20 protein-coding genes are annotated in these 17,983 nt (G+C 37.7%); 7 read left to right on the top strand and 13 right to left on the bottom strand.

The window, feature by feature from the left end:
* The 7 genes from GVN22_RS23325 to GVN22_RS23295 form a co-directional block, all read right to left on the bottom strand.
* Positions 1-668 (bottom strand): alpha/beta fold hydrolase (locus GVN22_RS23325; RefSeq protein ID WP_166553422.1); only part of this gene is annotated, 668 nt, incomplete at its 3' end.
* An 82-nt stretch (positions 669-750) separates the two neighbouring features.
* Positions 751-2,277: a carboxylesterase/lipase family protein gene (locus tag GVN22_RS23320; RefSeq protein WP_166553421.1), complete on the bottom strand. Its 1,527-nt coding sequence runs from the start codon at positions 2,275-2,277 to the stop codon at positions 751-753.
* A gap of 40 nt (positions 2,278-2,317) precedes the next feature.
* Entirely contained in the window at positions 2,318-3,178 is an 861-nt protein-coding gene (locus GVN22_RS23315) for a 3-hydroxyacyl-CoA dehydrogenase family protein (protein ID WP_166553420.1), read from the bottom strand.
* A 41-nt stretch (positions 3,179-3,219) separates the two neighbouring features.
* Positions 3,220-5,589: a glycoside hydrolase family 3 protein gene (locus tag GVN22_RS23310; RefSeq protein WP_166553419.1), complete on the bottom strand. Its 2,370-nt coding sequence runs from the start codon at positions 5,587-5,589 to the stop codon at positions 3,220-3,222.
* Positions 5,590-5,646: 57 nt separating this feature from the next.
* Positions 5,647-6,726, bottom strand: coding sequence for a bile acid:sodium symporter family protein (locus tag GVN22_RS23305; protein ID WP_166553418.1), 1,080 nt, complete (start codon positions 6,724-6,726; stop codon positions 5,647-5,649).
* Between the two features lie 41 nt (positions 6,727-6,767).
* Positions 6,768-7,541, bottom strand: coding sequence for an IclR family transcriptional regulator (locus GVN22_RS23300; RefSeq protein ID WP_166553417.1), 774 nt, complete (start codon positions 7,539-7,541; stop codon positions 6,768-6,770).
* Positions 7,542-7,645: 104 nt separating this feature from the next.
* Positions 7,646-8,062: a VOC family protein gene (locus tag GVN22_RS23295; protein WP_166553416.1), complete on the bottom strand. Its 417-nt coding sequence runs from the start codon at positions 8,060-8,062 to the stop codon at positions 7,646-7,648.
* A 111-nt stretch (positions 8,063-8,173) separates the two neighbouring features.
* On the opposite strand from GVN22_RS23295, the gene GVN22_RS23290 reads away from it, so the two are divergent.
* From GVN22_RS23290 to GVN22_RS23260, 7 genes are all read left to right on the top strand, one after another.
* Positions 8,174-9,016: a hypothetical protein gene (locus GVN22_RS23290; protein ID WP_166553415.1), complete on the top strand. Its 843-nt coding sequence runs from the start codon at positions 8,174-8,176 to the stop codon at positions 9,014-9,016.
* Positions 9,017-9,081: 65 nt separating this feature from the next.
* Positions 9,082-10,290, top strand: a complete 1,209-nt coding sequence (locus tag GVN22_RS23285) for a CaiB/BaiF CoA-transferase family protein (RefSeq protein ID WP_166553414.1) — start codon at positions 9,082-9,084, stop codon at positions 10,288-10,290.
* 18 nt (positions 10,291-10,308) lie between these two features.
* Positions 10,309-11,523, top strand: coding sequence for a 3-oxoadipyl-CoA thiolase (gene pcaF / locus GVN22_RS23280; protein ID WP_166553413.1), 1,215 nt, complete (start codon positions 10,309-10,311; stop codon positions 11,521-11,523).
* A gap of 5 nt (positions 11,524-11,528) precedes the next feature.
* Entirely contained in the window at positions 11,529-12,323 is a 795-nt protein-coding gene (locus GVN22_RS23275) for an SDR family NAD(P)-dependent oxidoreductase (protein ID WP_166553412.1), read from the top strand.
* 20 nt (positions 12,324-12,343) lie between these two features.
* Positions 12,344-12,604 carry a nicotinamide mononucleotide transporter gene (locus tag GVN22_RS23270; protein ID WP_166553411.1) on the top strand — a complete coding sequence of 87 codons (261 nt, stop codon included), beginning with the start codon at positions 12,344-12,346 and terminating at the stop codon, positions 12,602-12,604.
* Complete coding sequence (locus GVN22_RS23265) at positions 12,597-12,914, top strand: cupin domain-containing protein (RefSeq protein ID WP_166553410.1); 318 nt, start codon at positions 12,597-12,599, stop codon at positions 12,912-12,914. Before GVN22_RS23270 ends, GVN22_RS23265 begins: the two co-directional genes overlap by 8 nt.
* A gap of 46 nt (positions 12,915-12,960) precedes the next feature.
* Positions 12,961-13,620 carry a nuclear transport factor 2 family protein gene (locus GVN22_RS23260; protein WP_166553409.1) on the top strand — a complete coding sequence of 220 codons (660 nt, stop codon included), beginning with the start codon at positions 12,961-12,963 and terminating at the stop codon, positions 13,618-13,620.
* Between the two features lie 66 nt (positions 13,621-13,686).
* Here GVN22_RS23260 and GVN22_RS23255 read toward each other — a convergent pair whose 3' ends face one another.
* The 6 genes from GVN22_RS23255 to GVN22_RS23230 all read right to left on the bottom strand — a co-directional run bounded on the left by GVN22_RS23255 (position 13,687) and on the right by GVN22_RS23230 (position 17,966).
* Entirely contained in the window at positions 13,687-14,352 is a 666-nt protein-coding gene (locus GVN22_RS23255) for a family 16 glycoside hydrolase (protein ID WP_205691015.1), read from the bottom strand.
* Between the two features lie 156 nt (positions 14,353-14,508).
* Positions 14,509-14,859, bottom strand: a complete 351-nt coding sequence (locus tag GVN22_RS23250; protein ID WP_166553408.1) for a nuclear transport factor 2 family protein — start codon at positions 14,857-14,859, stop codon at positions 14,509-14,511.
* 149 nt (positions 14,860-15,008) lie between these two features.
* Complete coding sequence (locus GVN22_RS23245) at positions 15,009-15,728, bottom strand: esterase (protein ID WP_166553407.1); 720 nt, start codon at positions 15,726-15,728, stop codon at positions 15,009-15,011.
* A gap of 11 nt (positions 15,729-15,739) precedes the next feature.
* The gene (gene ygiD, locus GVN22_RS23240) at positions 15,740-16,618 is read right to left on the bottom strand and encodes a 4,5-DOPA dioxygenase extradiol (protein ID WP_240915753.1); all 879 of its coding nucleotides are present in this window, start codon (positions 16,616-16,618) and stop codon (positions 15,740-15,742) included.
* Between the two features lie 84 nt (positions 16,619-16,702).
* Positions 16,703-17,275: an ester cyclase gene (locus tag GVN22_RS23235; RefSeq protein ID WP_166553406.1), complete on the bottom strand. Its 573-nt coding sequence runs from the start codon at positions 17,273-17,275 to the stop codon at positions 16,703-16,705.
* 106 nt (positions 17,276-17,381) lie between these two features.
* Complete coding sequence (locus GVN22_RS23230) at positions 17,382-17,966, bottom strand: Crp/Fnr family transcriptional regulator (RefSeq protein ID WP_166553405.1); 585 nt, start codon at positions 17,964-17,966, stop codon at positions 17,382-17,384.
* Positions 17,967-17,983 lie beyond the last annotated feature (17 nt).

The raw sequence follows: 17,983 nt of genomic DNA, 5'->3' as shown, positions 1-17,983 counted from the left end.
AATTCTTTACTCACCGTAACATTATTATAGCAGTTGGCTACTTGTGTAAACAAATCTTCCACTCGGTTGGGTTCTGGCATCAATTTGAGTTGTTGCTCCCAGAAAGGTTTATCCATTTCCATTGCCATCTTTGCCGTGAATTTAAACTCTCTTAATCCCGGACGAATCTCACCAGCACCAATGACAATCATTTTCTTTACTCTTGCTGGATACATGGCGCCTAATTTATAAGCCGAATACCCACCATCACTAAAGCCAAGTACGATGACACTATCTTTAGTAACAGCATTGATAACAGTCATGGCATCATTGGCTCTTTGCTCAAGTGTTAGTGGCTCTGTTCCCAATTCTGATTTACCATGTCCACGAGTAGAAATAGCTATCACTTGATATTGTCCTTTCAGTTGGTCGATAAAATCAGCAAACTCAATGGTCGAGCCAAATAAACCTCCATGCAACAACACGATTGGTTGACCTTTACCATAGACTTCATAATAAATTTTAGCATCTTTTGTTTGTACATAATGCCCTCCTTGAGGATTATTTCCATACGGAATTTTATTTACTACATTAGCAGGCTGGAACGCTCTTCGTAGTGTTTGCTGTCCATAAAGATTGGATATTGATAGTATTACTATCGTTATGATTGAAATAAATTTTGAAAACATGGCTCTATTTTAAATGTTTATACTATCCTATTTTTTAAAAAGCAAAGAACATGTTGTCCCAGTAATTTAGTTACAGTAATCCTTATCTCACTTCTAAAAAATCAAATTCTTTTTTCAAAAATGCTGGTTTCGATTCTATCTTAGAATCTACTACCAAAATTTCGCCTTTCTGTCTATCGTAACTTTTCCATGCTGGCAAATTTTGTCCATTAGGATTCCCCGTTTTCGCAAAATTGACCCAGTAACTTGAAAATATATTTTCTATTTTTTTGTCTAATGCTTGCCACGGACGATTCCAAGTATGCAAAGTATGAAGAACATAAGGTACTTCGGAAGTATGAAATGCTCCATAATTTGGAAAATTGGGCTTGTCGGGTGGCACGTGTCCGAATTGATACACATAACTGGTCTTGCTATTAAAACTGGCTAATAAATGCGAAGGCAAGCCCGCAAAACCTAATAAGGTTAATTTTTGTTTCACAGCTTTTACTTCATCAGTTGTTGTAGCTGGAAAAATACTTAAATAGTTTTCGGCTCTGTCTCCATATTTTGTTTGGGCTTCTTTTTGATAGTCTTCAACAGTCATTCTACTATCTCCTAAAAAACTACCATCGCCTGTAACCCAACCTGTTAAAATTGGGGTTTGATTATGCAAGCCTTTTTGAAAATGTTCAAACAAATTCACAGGTAAAACGTATCCGTCCATCGTTGTGCCAAATCTGCCTAATTCTTGGTTATTGCTCAAAGTTTGCAATTCTTCGGCTGATTTTTTTCTTAGTTCTGCTATGGAATTGGCATTTGCTTTTTTCATAAAAGCAAGCCCTTGCGACTCCGCTTTTTCTAAATTCTGACTGAGCATATTCGATAACAAACCCCCACTTTGCGGAATAGCCTTGTGAAAAAGTCCCTTCGCCAACGGTGAAGATATCAAGGCGGTTACGCTAAATGCTCCCGCAGATTGTCCGGCAATAGTTACATTGTTTGGGTCGCCACCAAAGGCAGCTATATTTTTTTGTACCCATTTCAAAGCAGCGATTTGGTCTAAAAAGCCATAATTTCCAGAAGACTGATAGCCGGACTCTTTCGTTAGTTCAGGATGAGCCATGAAACCAAAAACGCCAACACGATAATTGATACTGACAAAAACTACGCCTTTTTTTGCCATTTCTTCGCCATCATAAATGGCACAATTGGCAGAACCACTATTTAATCCACCACCATAAATCCATACCAATACGGGTTGTTTTTCGGATTTTGCATTTGTGCTTGTCCAAACATTGAGGTACAAACAATCTTCGTTGATGGGTTCTGGTTGAGCGATAAACTCTTCTGTCCAACAATAAAAAGGCTGAGGTTTATTTTGCATAGGGCTTGCCGAAAAGCTTGTACACGCTTTAATACCTTTCCAGTTTTGTACGGCTTGTGGAGCTTTCCAACGCAAATCACCTACGGGTGGGGCTGCAAAAGGAATACCCTTGAAAATACGAACAGTATTATCTGAACTGTTTGAACCTTGCACCTTACCATTGGAGGTTGATACAATCGGAGAATTTTGAGCTTTTACCAATAAAGAAACACTCAGAAGGATTAATAATAAGATTTTTTTCATAGTCTTGTTTTTGGAATACTTCTGGAAATTTCAATAAAATTTATTCGTAATCATAAAAACCTTTTCCTACTTTTTTGCCCCATTCTCCTTTAGTATATTTTTCGACAACTGTGGGAGAAGGCCTATCAGCAGGGTCGCCAGATTCTTGGTATTTTTCCATGCCTACATGATAGGCTAAGTCTATGCCCGTTAGGTCTAATAAAGAAAAAGGCCCCATCGGATAGCCCAAGCCGTTTTTGGCGGCGGTGTCGATGTCTTCAAAACTTGCTACGCCCATATCCAATAATTTCAAGGCTTCTTGTCGGGTGGCTTGTAACAAACGATTCACCAAAAAGCCATAAATTTCTTTGTGCAATAACACTGGCGTTTTCCCCATTTTCTTTGCGACATTCATTACCGTATCGGCCGTTTCTTCCGAAACGTGTAATCCCTTTACCACTTCTACGCATTTCATCACCAAAGCAGGATTGAAAAAGTGCATATTGCAAACTTTATCGGGTCTGTTGGTAGCATCGGCAATTTTAGAACTGACGATATACGAACTATTTGTAGCCAAAATGGTGTGAGCTGGACAAATTTTATCTAAGTCAGCAAAGAGTTTTCGCTTGATGTCTAATTTTTCGATAATCGCTTCAATCACAAGGTCGGCATCTTGGGCGGCTTCTGCTATGCTCGAAGTGAAAGAGATGTTGTTACGGGCTTGCTTGGCGGCTTCTTCACTCAGCTTGCCTTTTGTTACTCTTTCTTTTAAGTAAGTATCGGCAAAAGCAATAGCTTTTGTCAGAATCTCAGGATTGGTGTCTGTACACTTTACTTGAAAGCCTGCTAAAGCCGCACACATTGCAATCTGATGCCCCATGTTGCCCGCACCGACAACGGCTATTTTTTGTATTTCCAACATATTTTCCAGAATAGATTAAAATTCGATTGCTCTTTTGCCTTTTACTTCAATTCGTCGATTTGTTTTTGAGCTAATAAAATCTTTGGCGTTTTATTCAAAACTCGTGCTTTTGCCAAGCTAAAATTAGCTTTAAGGGTTTGGCTACTTCCTTTGTTACCAATGCTTAGGGTATAAGTACCTGCATCTGCTATCCAAGCCGATTGTGAGGAATTAAATGAAGCTAAATCCATCGGTGATACGTAAAACGTGAACGTTTGTGCTTCATTTGGTTGTAACAATTTTGTTTTGCCGAAGGCTTTTAGTTCTCTTTCGGGCTTATGAATCTTATGCGTTGGTGCTGAAACATAGAGTTGCACCACTTCCTTTCCTGCCACTTTACCCGTATTAGTTACGGTTATATTCACCTTAATTTTATCTTTGAATACCTGAGTGCTTAGACGTAAGTCGCTGTATTTGAATGTAGTATATGATAAGCCAAAGCCAAAGTCAAAAGCGGGTTTGATACGAAAAGTATTGAAGTATCGATAGCCCACATAAATCCCTTCTTCGTAGGTGATTTCAGAAAGGTCGGCATCAGCCAAAAGGTATTTATCAGGTATTGTTTTAATTATTTTTCCAGGAAAACTTTTGGCAGTTGGGTCATCTTGGTAACTCATCGGAAAAGTGGTCGCCAGTTTTCCCGAGGGGTTTACCGTTCCTTTCAAGATGTCTGTAATGGCATTACCACTTTCTAAGCCTCCTTGCCATGCTAAAAGAATGGCATCTACTTTATCTCGCCAACTGGCTATTTCTATTACCCCTCCGATATTCAAGACAACTACTACTTTTTTACCTTGTGCATGGAATGCTTTAGCCACATTTTCGATGAGGGCTTTTTCGGCACTTGTAAGGTTAAAATCTTTGTTTAAATCTCTATCCAAAAACTCACCTGAGTGTTTGCCTATGGTCAATACAGCTATATCATTTTCGAGGGCCATTTTTTGGGCTAAAGCCTCATCAATTGGCATTTCGGCAACAGCAGTATGAGGATGAAAAGGAGATAGAAGTGGGGGGAGCTTGGCTTTACCTTCAGCGTAATATTTTTTGTAAGTTTCTGATAATAAAGGGTTAATAACAAAATTAGCGTTTACTAAACCTTTATCTAATGAAATCATATAGCTTTTATTCACATCGCCACTACCTGTTCCTCCAGCAATTAAATCATAACTAAAATTTCCGAATAAAGCTACTTTTTTTACCGTATTCATAGGTAAAGTTGCTTCATTTTTCAACAAAATCATTCCTTCGCTTGCTACTTTGCGAGATACTTGGGCGTGTTGTTTTAAATCAGGTTTGTTTGAATATTGATAACCTTTGAAGGTAGGTGATTTTACCACCAGTTCTAATACTCGTTTTACATTTTCGTCTAATTGCTTAACAGATAATTTCCCTGTTTGAACGGCTTGTATGATACTCATTTTTTGGTTTAGAGTACCAGGCATTAAAAGGTCATTGCCTGCTTGCATTTGTGCTACGGCATCTTTTCCACCAAACCAATCCGACATCACTAAACCCTTAAATTGAGATTCTTGTCTTAAAAAAGTATCCAACAAAGCTCTATTCTGGGAAGTATAAGTGCCATTGACCATGTTGTAAGAAGACATGATTGTCCAAGGGCTACATTTTTGAAGAGCTATTTGGAAATTTTTAAGATAAATTTCTCGTAAAGCTCTTTCGCTTACATGTACATTCATTCTGAACCGATTAAACTCATGGTTGTTGGCTACAAAATGTTTTACAGAGGTACCTACGCCCTTGCTTTGTACACCATTGACAATAGCAGCGGCAATACTTCCAGACACAAGTGGGTCTTCTGAATAATATTCAAAATTACGACCTCCCAACGTAGTACGGTGTATATTCATAGCTGGACTTAACAAAACGTCTATGCCGTACTCTTTTACTTCGTCGCCCAAGGCTTCCCCCATATTTTGTACTAAATTGGTATCCCAAGTAGAAGCCAATAATGTACCAATAGGGAAAGCAGTTGCATAATAAGTATGCGTAGAGTCGTTGTTGCGAATCGGGGCAATACGTACCCCAGCAGGGCCATCAGACAAAGTAATTGATGGAATACCCAAACGTGGTACAGCGTGCGTTCTGCCTGCTGCACCCAATACTTTTTCAGGAATACCTGCATCAGTAGAATCCATTGTAGGAATCATCCCTTCTGGAAGTCCGGGAATAAACATTCCCATACCCATCACCAAACGCACTTTTTCTTCTAAGGTCAAAGCCTTTATAACCTCGTCAATAGAGTTTTTTCCTAATTGTGGTAGCTTATCAGTTTTCAAATGCCCTTTGTTATCTTTTTTAAAACTTAAAATGAGAATCAGTAAAAATGGTATGATGTACAGTGCTTTTGACTTCATGATTAAAGGTCAATATTTGTTTTAAGTGTTGACTTTCATTAAAAGATTAAAAAAGTTTTAGGCATCTTTTACTTCTTTATTTCTCCACCAATTAGCCAACAACGAACCCGAAATGGTCATCCATGGTACAGAAATAGCCGATGCCAAACCAACAGTGGCGATTTTGCCCATTTGCAAGGCAATGCCCGAGGCGAGTCCTCCGTTTTGCATACCTACTTCTAATGAAATGGTACGACATGACTTTTCGTCAAGCCCCATCAGTCTGCCACTCCAATAGCCTAATAAATAGCCGATTGAGTGATGAATCATAGACGATAAAAAGAGTAAAGGCCCAATAGCCAATAAGGAATCTCTTCCCGAAGAAACAATTACCACAAGCATCATCAACACACCCGTCATGGAAATAATCGGCATGATAGTTTGTAGCCATTTTACACCCTTTCTAATCAGTTTATTGATAATCAGACCCAAAGCAATTGGCACAAGGATAATTTCAACCACGTGAAGCATCATTTTTACAAAATCAATTTCAACGTATTGTCCAGCCAATATTTTCATCAAAAATGGAGTCATTACTGGAGCAACTAAGGTTGAAATAGCCGCAATTGTAACTGATAAAGGCATATTGGCTTTGGCAATAAAAGCTAGTACATTGGAGGTTACGCCGCTGGGAACAGAACCAATGAGAATAACTCCCGCCGCAATTTCGGGCGGAAAACCGAGTCCATTAGCCAGTACAACTGCCACTAAAGGCATTATGGTAAAATGACTTATTAGCCCAATAATAACGGCTTTGGGCATTTTAATTACTCCTTCAAAGTCTTTTAAACTCATTTCTGTTCCCATCGAAAACATAATCAACTGGATGAGCGGAACAATAAGACTTGTAAATTTAAAATCGCCTATTTGCTGAAAATACTGAGGATAATACATCCCCAATGCAACCGCAGCAAATACCCATAAGGTAAAGGACATTTGCTTGAGGGTTGGTACAATTCGTCCACCTAAAGCCAAACATACCAACGAACCAATCACAAAAGGGCCTGTTGCGTCACCCTTTGCCCCAATCAACATTCCTATTGCTAAAAGTCCTAAAATGGCCGAACTTATAAGTGACAATCGATATACTCTATTCATAATCCTATAAAATGTTGATTGATACCATTGGGTATGTTAAATCAAACAGGGGGGGTTGTGTTAGAAATCCTTCTACTAAGATTAGATACACTCTCTTTTAACAATGCTTGTACTTGTTCTTGTGAAAATTGGTTTGTTCCATCAATACGAGCCAGCATAGGGACTGTCATGGCGGCGATAGCATTGCCGTTCATATCTAAAATAGGAAATGAAATGGCATGAAGTCCTGCATACTGGTTACTTCTGATAGAAGCAAATCCTTGAGTCTCAATGTCTTTTAAACTATTCCGAAAGGCTTCTATTTCTGTTTCAGATTTGTTTGGAAGACTTTCTTTAATTCTAATTTCTCTAATAACGGGGTCTTGAAAAGCCAATAAGACTAAGCCCGATGCAGAGGGTGCAACCTCAATTTCAGAACCTACACGGGTCATAAAACCAAGCCCATCTGGTGGCTGAATTGAGGCGATAACCGTTTGAATACCATTGTTGTACACCCTCAAATCACAAGGAAATGAAATTGCTCTCGACAATACTTCCATAATCGGAAGCGACTCGGTAAGTAAGCGATAGGTAGGAGGATGATAATGCGATAATTGAAACAACTTGGAGGTAATGGTATAATTATTACCGTAGTTGGTAACGTAGTTTCTTTGAACCAAACAATTGAGCATTCGATAAATTTCACCCAAATTTCGCCCTAACTTACTGGCAATTTCTTGTTGTGTTAATCCACTTTCAGACTGGCATAGTAGTTCCAAAATATCAAGTCCTTTCTCTAATGCTGGGGCAGAATATGTGCTGTTCTCTTCTTTCATCTATGTATGATTTGTGATTATATTGATTTACGATTTTCTGGATAAAAACTGTTCAATCACGAATTTACAAATCGTAAATTCAAAATCATATATCACTAATCAAATCACATTCCTATCTGATGAACCTCAATAATATTTCCATCTGGGTCATGAAAAAACACCTGATACCAGCCTTTCAAAGCCCATTTGCCATAGTCGGCATAAGGGATATTTAGTTCTTCTAATCTCTTTTTAAAGCTTTCAATGTCATCCGTTCTAAAACAGTAATGACCTCTTTGCATTGGATTTATCGGCATATTCTGGCGGAATCCCGTATTGTGGTCTTTTATAGCAATATGAAATTCAACTTGTCCGTCCGTCAAAAACTCCACTTGTCCTTCATAGCGGTTCACAGTATCTGAGCTTGTAAAACCATGTTCTTCATCTTGGATTTGCTTTAAGTCAAAAACCGTTTTATAGAAATTTGATAATCTTGGCACATCCTCGGTGCAAAAATTCGTATGATGATATTTGAATTCCATATTTTGAATGCTTTTAAATTGAATTACTTTGCAAATATGAAATTATATTTTCATATATAAAAATTAAATTATACTTTTGTTAGAAATTATATCAGTAAACACATTTTCATTATGCAAGATTACCTTTCAGCATCTCCCATAAAATCCAAAGAGCTATGCAGTTTGACAATGGTTCGTCGTGTGGCTGCCATGTTAGATTTAGAAACGCAATCATTTGCTGAGGGCGATGCACTTCCAAAGGGTTGGCATTTTTTTATGTTGGCTGGCGAAACCCGAAAGTCTGCATTACGCAAAGACGGTTTTCCGGGCTTGGGCGTTCCGCTACCAGACCTTGGCTTGCCAAGATTGCTTTTAGGCGGTAGAACCGTAGCCTATCTTGGGGAAATTATAATAGGTTCGATAATAGAAAAGAGCAGTTTTATAAAAAGTATTACAGAAAAAACGACGAAAAACGGACAAATGGCAATCGTCACCCTTCAACATGAATTGCGTTCTCTTGAAGCTGATACGCCTGCCATTGTAGAAACGCAAACTTATATTTTGAAGGAATTAGAAATTAGGAATGAGGAATTAGGAATTAGGAATCGTGAATTAGAAATTCCTAATTCTTCATTCCTAATTCCTAATTTAAAACTTCCTAATTCTATCGTTCCTGACGAAACCCTTTTGTTTCAATACTCAGCTTTGGGATTCAATTCTCATAAAATTCATTTAGATAGAAATTACACGCAGCAAGTAGAAGGCTTGCCTGATTTGGTTGTAAATGGAGGCTTGGCTACGCTATTGATGACTGAATTTTTGCGAAAAGAAAAAGGCGTTGATTTAAAAGGAATCAAAGTAAAGCATATCGCACCATTGTACTGCAATCGCCCTTTAAGATTGGAATACGAAAATGGCGAAGGAAAAATTTATGATAATAATGATGAAGTAGCGGTTCAATGTGAGATTAATTAGGAATTACGAATCGAAAACTCCCAATTCCTAATTAAACGATTCCTAATTCCTAATTAAACTTTAAAATGTTTAAACCATTAAAAAATATCAAAATCCTTGACCTAACTTCCGTAGTAGTTGGCCCTGTAGCTACGTGGCGACTGGGACAATATGGAGCGGAAATCATCAAAGTAGAAAACCCTTCGGGCGATTTGATGCGTGGTTTGGGTGGAATGTCGCCAACGGGGCAACATTCTGGAGCGTATTTGCACCTAAACAGAGGCAAGAAAAACATTTGTCTTGACCTAAAAAAAGAAGGTGGCAAAGACATTATTCAAAAATTAGTAGCATGGGCCGATGTGATTGTCGCCAATATGCGACCCGATGCTCTGGAGCGTTTGGGCTTGGGTAGTAAAAGTATTCGGGCGAAGTATCCCGAAAAAATTTACTGTCTGATTACTGGCTACGGCACAGATGGGCCTTACTCGGGACTACCCACTTACGACAGCGTTTTGCAGGGAGCTTCGGGTATGGCTGGACTTGCCTTGGCACGTGACGGCAAACCCGCTTACGTCCCCATGTTGATTTGTGACCACGTAGTTGGCGAAATTACGGCAGGTGTAGTGATGGCGGCTTTGATGCAAAAACAACATACAGGAATTGGTGCAAGTATCGAAATCCCGATGTTTGAAACGATGGCTTCATTTGTTTTGCAAGAACATTTGGCCCAACAAAGTTTTGAACCACCCGTTGGTCCAGCAGGCGACCTTCGCTTGTTGAGTCCTCATAACCAACCCGTTAAAACCAAAGATGGCTACATTTCCTTTACCATCAATACAGATGCACAAGTAAAAGCCTTTTTGAAAATTACCGACAGGACAGAACTTTTAACTGATGAAAGATTTCAGACCGTAGCAAGCAGAGCCAAGTACGTTTCGGAATGGTTTGAGATTCGTGGGGCGGCATTAGACAGTAAAACAACCGAAGAGTGGCTTGAAGTATTCCAAAAAGCCGATTTGCCAGCTATGCCTTGCCATACGCTTGAAACACTTACCCAAGACCCACACTTGAAGGCAGTGGAGTTAATCAATTTTGAAAATCATCCGACAGAAGGCAAAACAGCAGTGATTCGTTCAACCATCCAAGTAGATGGCGTGTATCCTTCTGCTCGCACTTCGGCTGTCCCTTGCGGTTGGGATACCAAAGAGATTCTGCACGATATGGGTTACTCAGATGCAGAAATGGAAAGGTTGATTAATGAAAATGCGACCTTTCAATTCAAAAAAGAGCTTTAAATTTATTTATTGAATTTTATGAAACAATCCTATATAATTGACGCTATTCGGACCCCCATTGGAAGTTTGGGCGGTAGCTTATCAAATCTTCGTGCCGATGATTTGGCAGCTTTACCGATTCAAGAACTTATCAAAAGAAACCCTAATCTACCGTTAGAATTAATCGACGATGTGATTTTAGGTTGTCATAATCAAGCAGGAGAAGACAACCGAAACGTGGCTCGTATGGCATTGCTATTGGCGGGAATTCCATATACTGTTCCGGGCGAAACCGTCAATCGTTTGTGTTCGTCGGGAATGTCGGCTGTAATTCATGCCAACCGAGCCATCAAAGCAGACGATGGCGATATTTTTATTGCAGGAGGTATGGAACACATGACTCGTGGCCCAATGGTAATGGGTAAATCTTCTAAACCTTTTGGGGGCGATGTTCAACTATTCGACTCAAGTTTTGGTTGGCGATTCGTGAACCCCAAGTTACACAAAATGTATGGCACAGATGCCATGGGCGTAACGGCTGAAAACTTGGCAGAGATGTATAAAATTAGCCGTGAAGACCAAGATTTATTTGCCTTTCGTTCGCAACAAAAAGCCTTCGTAGCCCAACAAAATGGCGTGTTGGCCGAAGAAATTGTGAAAGTAGAAATGGCAGATAAAAAAGGGAATATTACTGTTTTTGAAAAAGATGAATTTATCAAAGGAAATACTTCGCTTGAAATTTTATCAAAATTAAAACCCATTTTCAAAAAAGAAAACGGCACTGTAACCGCAGGAAATGCCTCGGGACTCAACGATGGAGCAGCCGCCATGTTGATTACTTCGGAAGAAGCTATCAACCACTACAACTTTAGCCCAAAAGCAAGAATTGTAGCCTCGGCAGTAGTGGGGGTTGAACCTAAAATTATGGGCATTGGCCCAGTCGGAGCAAGCCAAAAAGCTTTGAAAAAAGCAGGCTTAACCCTCGACCAAATAGATGTATTTGAGTTTAATGAAGCCTTTGCCGCACAATGTTTAGCCGTTACCCGCAATTTGGGCATTGCCGATGACGACGCAAGAGTAAACCCCAACGGTGGAGCAATTGCAATGGGGCATCCGCTTGGCATGTCGGGTACTCGAATTATTCAAGCTGCTGTAAATGAGCTACTTCGTTCAAAGAAAAAATATGCTCTTGCCTCTATGTGTGTTGGCGTAGGCATGGGTTATGCTGTAATTATTGAAAATGTTACCCTTTAAGAAAAATGGAAAATATTAAATACCAGTTTTTACAGCTCCAAAATAAAGTTTGTGTCATTACAGGAGCGGCATCCATCAGGAGTATCGGGTATGGAACGGCAGAACTTTTTGCGGCTCATGGAGCAAAATTAGTGATTTTAGATTTGGTCATGAACGAGCAGATTGCCAATGATTTAACCAAACATCTTGAAACACAAATCGGGAAAAAAACAGAAATAATTTGTCTGCAATGTGATGTAAGAAGTACGACAGCTTGTGACGATGCCATTCAAAAAGCGGTTGCACATTTTGGTACAATTGACTGCTTGGTGAATTGTGCAGGCATTGTAAAATCAGAAGGAATGCTGTCGATTAATGAGCAAGATTATGATTTAATCATGGACGTAAACCTCAAAGGTACGTTCAATATTTGCAAAAGTGTTTTGAAAGTTTTTGCTGAAAAACAAGCAGGGGTTATCGTCAATTTGGCTTCTTTGGCGGGTCAGCGTGGGGGAGGATTAGTCGGTGGCTCTCATTATGCTGCTTCAAAAGGTGGCGTAATTAGCTTAACTCGTTCAATCGCCAGAGAATTTGCTCCGATGAATATTCGTGCCAACGTCATTTGTCCTGCCATGATAGAAACGCCCATGTTAGACGGACTTTCTGAAGAACAATTAAATAACGTAGTAGTGGGTATTCCGTTAAGACGTGTTGGAAAAACGGCTGAATTAGCAGGAGCTTGTCTTTTTTTAGCTTCTGACCTTTCAGGCTTTGTAACAGGAGCGACGATTGATGTTAATGGAGGAATTCATATTCATTAAAAACATAACACAGTGTCATCATGGATGTTTATCTCAAATATTATGGTTTAGATTGGTTGGCAATGGCTGCAAGTTTATTCGCTGTTTATCTAATTGGTAACAAAAATCGCATAGGTTTTATTTCTTATATACTTGCTAATGCCCTTTGGATATATTTGGGAGTCTTCAAAATGCAAAGTTTTGGTATAAGTGTAGGAAATATTTTCTTTTTAATGATGAATCTTCGAGGTTTTCTTAAATGGAAAAAAGACAAAAATAATACAAATAAAAACGATGATTGATATAGATTCACTACCTCAAAAAGAAATCATAAAGGGATTTAAGGCAAGGTTTATTCATACAGAAAATATGACTTTGGGTTATTGGGATGTTGAAGAAGGAGCAATTTTGCCCATGCACCAACATTTCCATGAACAAGTCACGCAGGTTTTAGAAGGAAAGTTTGAATTGACCGTGGGTGAGCAAACAAAAGTATATGAGAACGGACAAATAGCGGTGATTGCTCCCCATGTTATACATGGAGGAAAAGCACTTACAAAATGTAAAATATTTGATATATTTTGTCCCGTAAGAGAAGATTATCAAGTATAATGTTGAAGTATTTAATGTTTTGCAAAATAACTTTAATCTATTGAAAATGAAAAGCTTAATTAATTTTACTAAGCAATTTGTACTTCAAGTATGCTTCTTATTGATGTCAAATCTGCTTTTCGCTCAGAAGATTGAAACTAAAAACTCAGCAATAGCCAAAAGAAACAACATAGCTCACGATACCGATAAAAGAGCATCGAAGACCGAACAACTTCTTGCTCGCCTAAGAGCCACAGAAGATAGACTCGAAATCTTAAATCTTTTGGCAGGTTCTGCGTTTAGCTCTGATGTTGCTTCCGAATCGTATTGGACAAAAATGTTTACAGAAGATGCTACTTTCGACAGAGGTGTAAAGCAAGATAAAGGGCGAGAAGAAGTCCTAAAAATTATAAACGCTCCCGAACAAAAAGTGGCGATAAAAGCAGGAATGACTCATTTGGCGATGCTTCCACATATCAAACTCAAGGGCGATAGTGCGGTTGCCACAGGGTACTTACTCATTGTCATGCCCGATTCTGCCGCCTCTCATGTAAAGCTTGCAGGAAAAGGCGTTTCTCCTGGTTTTTCAATTTATCAGCTTACCATCAATAAATATACCCTCGTGCGAACAACAGACGGTTGGAAGGTTACGAAAAGGGTAGTAAGACCAATTGCTGCCGAAGATGCTCGTACTATGATTCAAAAGGAAATTGAGGGAGAAAGATAAACAAAACCATCAAGAAGAAGACAATGTTCACCTCTTGATGGCTTTACTCTTTACATTCAGCAAAAATTACCATTTTGTTACCTTCAAATCTCTAAAATACCCTTCTGTTCCAACATCTACAAATAAGCCTAAAGCTCCAGAAACATCTGCTCCCATTTTGAGGTCATTTACCACCAATGAAGGCTGTTTATTCCCATTCAAAAATAGTTTTGCTTGCTTGCCTTTTACCTCAATCTTAATTTTTATCCACTCGTTTAAGCCCATATCTGTATATGATTCATACATTTCGGGCGATTCTTTTCGCAATCGAGTAAATTTAAAATCGGGGAAAGAAAAATATTGAATGGAATGATTTCGACGAATTTGGTCATCTGCCCGTCCATTGGTTGGACGAATGTACATACATTCAAATTTTGAGTTGTCGGCATTGATTCGATAAGCAATTCCAATGAATCCTCTATCAGATGGGCGGGCTTTTGCGTGTAATCTGCTCAGTACCATCACCTCAATGATGCCATCTTTAAAATCAGCATCCTTGATTTTAACAAACGTGGCTTCGTCCACTGCTTCTAAGGTAGAATCTTTGATTACCTTAATCACTTTTTTGCCATCCAGTTTTTCGGATGACATATATACCTGATTGGGTAAAAGATTTGGAGCAGACAAGTTGACTTGCTGCCCCAATGCGTTTATAGAAATGCCTATTATTAAGAAACTTATGAGCGATTTCATACCTGATTAGTTAGCGTTAAAGAATAAACCTACAGTTAAATTTGAACTTAAAGTCTTAATTTGTAAGTATAATTTATCAGTTTGGTTGAAATCTTTCTATTATTTAGAATAATATCTTTGTACAATTTTAATTTCTCTGGAATTGGCCATGGCTAATTATTTATATTTTATATCGGCAGATACGGTATGGAATTTAATTTTTCCATTTTCCATCACAAATGTATCAGTGCCAAACGGAATAGCAGCAACTTCCGATTCACTTGCCCAGATGATATGAGCTACGTTTTCGGTAACGGTTAATTGCTTCATTTCAAAATCTGAACCTGTAGGGATTGTGATAAATAAATCTGAAAAAAATGCAGTAATAGCACTCAACCCTTTGATAGCTCCTGTTGCTGTAAGTACTTCTGACTCTTCTGTATAATCAAGCATAATTTCGGCTAAATCATTATTGCCAAAAGCAGTAAGGTGGTGCATCAAAACGTCGTTTGTTGTTGAATCTTGCATGGTTAAAAATATTGTTTATTTAATCTGATAAAAATTATTTCAATGCACAAAATTAGATATATGTAAAAAAGCTACACTTAATCTACATTAAGAAATGGCGTTAGTTTATATAAAAAACAGTTCATTATATTTACAATGAAAGCTAAAACTTATTCAGCTTTAAGCCATTTACTTATTAGATCAGTGACCTCGCTTGTAATAGTATGACCCATGTTTAGTTCAAAATAGGTATTCTGAATATGCAGGCTATCTAATAAATGCTTGCATTGTCGGGCGTAATTAATGCTTAATACTTCATCTTTGGTGCCATGAATTACTAAGACTTTCAGGCCGTTCAATTTATTTTGCTCTGCAATCTTGGGTTTGATGTCACTTAATACTCTCCCGCTCAGGGCAATAACTCCTTTTACTTTGTCTGGTCGAGTAAGCCCTACACTAAAAGACATGATTGCTCCTTGGCTAAAACCACCTAAATAAATCTCATTTTCATTAAATGAGTGTTTTTCTTTAAGCTCATTGATAAAACTTAAGATAACTAATCTACTTTTTTCAGCTTGTTCTGCATTAAATCGTGGACTACCCGAAGAAAAATCAACATCATACCATTTATATCTTCCTTCTGAAATAGTAAATGGAGCTCTAGCACTAATCACTAAAAAATTATCTGGTAAGCTGTTAGCAATGCGAAATAAATCTTGCTCATTACTCCCAACGCCATGTAAAAGAATTAATAATGAAGGCTTTTGATTTTGAACTTTCGGAGGGCGAGCTACATAATATAATAGAGTTGTATCACCTTTAGCATATCCACTCTGTGAGTTTGATGTCATCATGATTAAGAAAATTAAAGAAACTATATTTTTTTTCACTTGTACAATTATTAAGAAATCTCATAACAACGCATACTAATAGTTCCATACTGTATGCCTTCAAAAAGATACTTTACTGTTTCTCTCTTCTCTACTAAACCTAACGTATAGATCATGGGCAAATAATGGTCGTTCGTAGGAATTGCCATTTGGGCTAATTTCCCAAACTGCTCATATTTAATAAGCGACGAGAAATCTTGTTTATTTAGCCTCGATTTTACTAATTCATCAAATTCTACTGCCCATTCTTGTGGTTTCGCATCTATATTTCTCCAATCTAGTATGCTCAAATTATGAACGATATTCCCACTACCAATAATCAATACACCTTTTTCTCTTAATTTTTTCAGCTTATTGGCTAACTGAAAATGATATTCAGCAGGTTGTGTATAATCAATACTCAATTGAAAAACTGGTACATCTACTTTAGGAAATAAATATTTTAGAATAGTCCACGCACCGTGGTCTAGCCCCATTGAATGATCCCCTTTTACATAAAAATCTTTAGCTAATTCTATCACTTCTTGGGCTAACGCTGGATGCCCTTTGGGTTCATATTTTATATCAAATAAGCGTTTGTCGAATCCTCCAAAATCATAAATTGTTTTGGGCTGATTATTTACAGAAACAAAAGTGCCACGAGTTTCCCAGTGTGCTGAAATAACCATAATAGCATTGGGTTTTTCTATTTGTTTTCCAATTGACAATAATTTTTGGGTAAAATTATTATCAAACAACGCATTCATTGGATGACCATGTCCGATAAACAAAACAGGCATTTTTTTAGTATTAAAAAAGCCATCCGTAATGTTCTTGAGAGCATTGAGGGTCATATCATGAGAGATTAAAGGCAAAGTAGCCATCGTCTTCAAAAAATATTTGCGTTCCATTTTACTGTTTACAGGAGTGTAAAAGTCAATTTTAATAATGAAAAGGAAAGCTGAGGTATTATAGCAATACCTCAGTCAACGACCCTAATTCCCTAAACCTATTTGGTTGGCGTAGGTTTGGTTATCCCAAAAAAGATGTTCTTCGATCATTGTTCCATCTTCACCCCAAATACCAACTGTAGCCATAGGCATTTTAAATGATTTACCAGTAGGTTGTATGAACTTACCATTACCAATTGGCATCGGTTTGGTAAATGTTCCTTCAAAAACCCCTGTCACAGCTGTAAATTTTCCTGAGCCAAATTTGATTGGATGAACCTTTATACGAGTGTCTGGAGCATATACAAAAAGTTTTTTTAGGTCTTCTATATGAATTTCTATACCTTCTGTTATATGCCCGTCTGGCCAATATACTTTAATGTTTTTTGAATGGCTTTCGTGTAATCTGTTCCATTCTTGATTACTAAAAACTTGATAATCCAAAGTTTCAAACGTGGCTAAATGCTTTTGTACTTCACTATTTGCTTTCGTTATTTCATTTAGTTGATTTCTTAATGCTGTTATTTCTGCTTGACTATTTTGTTTACTTTGAGCAAAAATTGTGATGAATGAAAATGTTAATAAAACTGTTGTTGCGATAATTGATAACTTTTGCATTTTTCTAACTGTTTAAAGACTGATGCAATCCTTATTGATTGATGATGCAAAGTTGGGGCTTACAACGATTGGCTTTCGTTCACCTATGTGAATAAAGTAATTGAGTTTATTTTTTGGATAAATTTTGTCGAATACGACTCAACGATTGCGGTTTAATCCCCAAATAAGAAGCTACTAAATATTGTGGAACACGTTGCAGAAGGTCAGGTTGTTGTTTAATAAGGGCTAAATAACGGTGCTCAGCATCATCACTATAATTTTTAGCAATACGATGTTGTGATTGAATATAAGCGTTTTGTATTAATATTCTAAAGAAACGTTCAAATTTAGGAATATCATTAAGTGCTTTTTCAAAATTACTTTTCGATATCGCCAGTATAGTTGTTTCTTCTAATGCTTCAATATTAAAAGTAGCAGTAGTGTTACTAACAAAACTGTATAAATCTGAAATCCAATGTCCTTCAAAGCCAAACTGTATTGTATGGTTTTCTCCATTATCGTCAGTCAAAAATGAATGCAGGACTCCTTCTTCCACAAAATAGAGGTATTTACATACTCTATCTTCAGTTACAAGTTGTTGTTTTTTTTGAATGGTCAATGGCTCTAAAAGCAAAGTGAATTTTTCATACTCCTCAATGGTCAATTCTTGCTTCAACTTCTCTTCTATATTCTCTTTTATGGTACTTTTCATCGTTGTAGTACTTTTCT

This window comes from Cellulophaga sp. BC115SP (assembly GCF_009905545.1).
In the GTDB taxonomy this organism is placed as follows: Bacteria; Bacteroidota; Bacteroidia; order Cytophagales; family Spirosomataceae; genus Flectobacillus; species Flectobacillus rivi.
Note: the sequence above shows the minus strand (reverse complement) of the source record. Positions and strands in the feature narration are given on the sequence as shown.

What these genes read in the sequence shown, in the direction of transcription:
- GVN22_RS23320 (WP_166553421.1), bottom strand. Translation starts at nt 2,277, where the DNA reads ATGAAAAAAATCTTATTATTAATCCTTCTGAGTGTTTCTTTATTGGTA.
- GVN22_RS23315 (WP_166553420.1), bottom strand. Translation starts at nt 3,178, where the DNA reads ATGTTGGAAATACAAAAAATAGCCGTTGTCGGTGCGGGCAACATGGGG.
- GVN22_RS23310 (WP_166553419.1), bottom strand. Translation starts at nt 5,589, where the DNA reads ATGAAGTCAAAAGCACTGTACATCATACCATTTTTACTGATTCTCATT.
- GVN22_RS23305 (WP_166553418.1), bottom strand. Translation starts at nt 6,726, where the DNA reads ATGAATAGAGTATATCGATTGTCACTTATAAGTTCGGCCATTTTAGGA.
- GVN22_RS23300 (WP_166553417.1), bottom strand. Translation starts at nt 7,541, where the DNA reads ATGAAAGAAGAGAACAGCACATATTCTGCCCCAGCATTAGAGAAAGGA.
- GVN22_RS23295 (WP_166553416.1), bottom strand. Translation starts at nt 8,062, where the DNA reads ATGGAATTCAAATATCATCATACGAATTTTTGCACCGAGGATGTGCCA.
- GVN22_RS23290 (WP_166553415.1), top strand. Translation starts at nt 8,174, where the DNA reads ATGCAAGATTACCTTTCAGCATCTCCCATAAAATCCAAAGAGCTATGC.
- GVN22_RS23285 (WP_166553414.1), top strand. Translation starts at nt 9,082, where the DNA reads ATGTTTAAACCATTAAAAAATATCAAAATCCTTGACCTAACTTCCGTA.
- pcaF (WP_166553413.1), top strand. Translation starts at nt 10,309, where the DNA reads ATGAAACAATCCTATATAATTGACGCTATTCGGACCCCCATTGGAAGT.
- GVN22_RS23275 (WP_166553412.1), top strand. Translation starts at nt 11,529, where the DNA reads ATGGAAAATATTAAATACCAGTTTTTACAGCTCCAAAATAAAGTTTGT.
- GVN22_RS23270 (WP_166553411.1), top strand. Translation starts at nt 12,344, where the DNA reads ATGGATGTTTATCTCAAATATTATGGTTTAGATTGGTTGGCAATGGCT.
- GVN22_RS23265 (WP_166553410.1), top strand. Translation starts at nt 12,597, where the DNA reads ATGATTGATATAGATTCACTACCTCAAAAAGAAATCATAAAGGGATTT.
- GVN22_RS23260 (WP_166553409.1), top strand. Translation starts at nt 12,961, where the DNA reads ATGAAAAGCTTAATTAATTTTACTAAGCAATTTGTACTTCAAGTATGC.
- GVN22_RS23255 (WP_205691015.1), bottom strand. Translation starts at nt 14,352, where the DNA reads ATGAAATCGCTCATAAGTTTCTTAATAATAGGCATTTCTATAAACGCA.
- GVN22_RS23250 (WP_166553408.1), bottom strand. Translation starts at nt 14,859, where the DNA reads ATGCAAGATTCAACAACAAACGACGTTTTGATGCACCACCTTACTGCT.
- ygiD (WP_240915753.1), bottom strand. Translation starts at nt 16,618, where the DNA reads ATGGAACGCAAATATTTTTTGAAGACGATGGCTACTTTGCCTTTAATC.
- GVN22_RS23235 (WP_166553406.1), bottom strand. Translation starts at nt 17,275, where the DNA reads ATGCAAAAGTTATCAATTATCGCAACAACAGTTTTATTAACATTTTCA.
- GVN22_RS23230 (WP_166553405.1), bottom strand. Translation starts at nt 17,966, where the DNA reads ATGAAAAGTACCATAAAAGAGAATATAGAAGAGAAGTTGAAGCAAGAA.